Raw genomic sequence first — 1053 nt, 5'->3', positions numbered from 1 at the left:
CGCGGCCTCGGTATGGGCTCTGACCAGCAGGTTCACCGCCGACTCTTCGGTTTATCCACAGTTTCCGAATCATGCCGATCTACCGGAGAACCCTTTGGGTTCTCCAGGTATCTCTAGTTCCCGAGTACTCACCAACGCGCGCGCTCCGCGCCGCGCAGGCGCCTCTAGGAAGACCCCTGGCCAACCGCGACCGCTGCACGCTCAGATCGCTGCTGCGCGCTTAGCCGACCGGCTCGCGCCGGTCATGCCAGGAAGCCGAGGCGTCGACCGCGACGGCCACTACGTGCCCGGTACCCACCACCAGCACATCGGAACCATCACCGAAGCCCTCATCGACGCAGGGATCGACACCACCCGATGGACCGGCGATGCGATCGCTGACCGGATCACGGAGTTCCGTCGCGACCGCACCATGCCGCACCTGGCGTCCCCAACGGCCTTCTTACGCTGGCAACTCCGAGTCCTCGCTGACGTATGGACCGGACCCACTCCCGCCGAACGCCGTGCCCAAATCCAGGCAGAACGCGCCGCCACCCGCGAAGCAGAACTCGCCGAACGTGCTGCGAACCCCCCTGCCAGCGAAGACATCCGAGTATCCGCCTATGCCGAGATCCGTCGTGTGCTCGACACACGCCGCAACTCCCCGGCCTCAAGCGCGGTTCGCAGGGACCGTTTCGGTCGCCGCATCCGATGACCACGCCGATCAGCAAGGTCACCGATCCAGTCCGCCTCCAAAGCTACGATGAGGGCCGTGACCTCGAAGCATCCCAGATGCTGCACCTGGGACTTCACCTCAAGGGATGCAACTTTCGACACGGCTGCGACACCCAAAGTGTTGCCCACGGTGAGGCGCGTTGCATCCGCGGAGTGCACCTGGCAGCAGTCGTGGGACTCCTGAATGAAGGGGGGATCGCGGCGCAAGTGTTAGGGAGCGTGTGGTTGCGCATTGGCAGAGAAGAACGCACTCGCTCCGAGGGCCTAACACTCGCAGAGCAGCCGGAAAGGACGTACCGGTGACGGGCTCCGAGCATGACGCGGCAACAACATAGGTGG

The 1053-nt window shown here is 64.5% G+C and carries 1 protein-coding gene; it reads left to right on the top strand.

Features of this window, described 5'->3' with window-relative positions:
• Positions 1–244: 244 nt before the first annotated feature.
• A complete protein-coding gene (locus AC0B44_RS21270) occupies positions 245–694 on the top strand; it encodes a hypothetical protein (protein WP_471904707.1) in 450 nt (149 codons plus the stop codon).
• Positions 695–1053 lie beyond the last annotated feature (359 nt).

This window comes from Rhodococcus sp. NPDC019050 (genome assembly GCF_055664235.1).
Note: the sequence above shows the minus strand (reverse complement) of the source record. Positions and strands in the feature narration are given on the sequence as shown.

Excerpts from the sequence above, each read along its gene's own strand:
- AC0B44_RS21270 (WP_471904707.1), top strand. The coding sequence starts at position 245 with ATGCCAGGAAGCCGAGGCGTCGACCGCGACGGCCACTACGTGCCCGGT.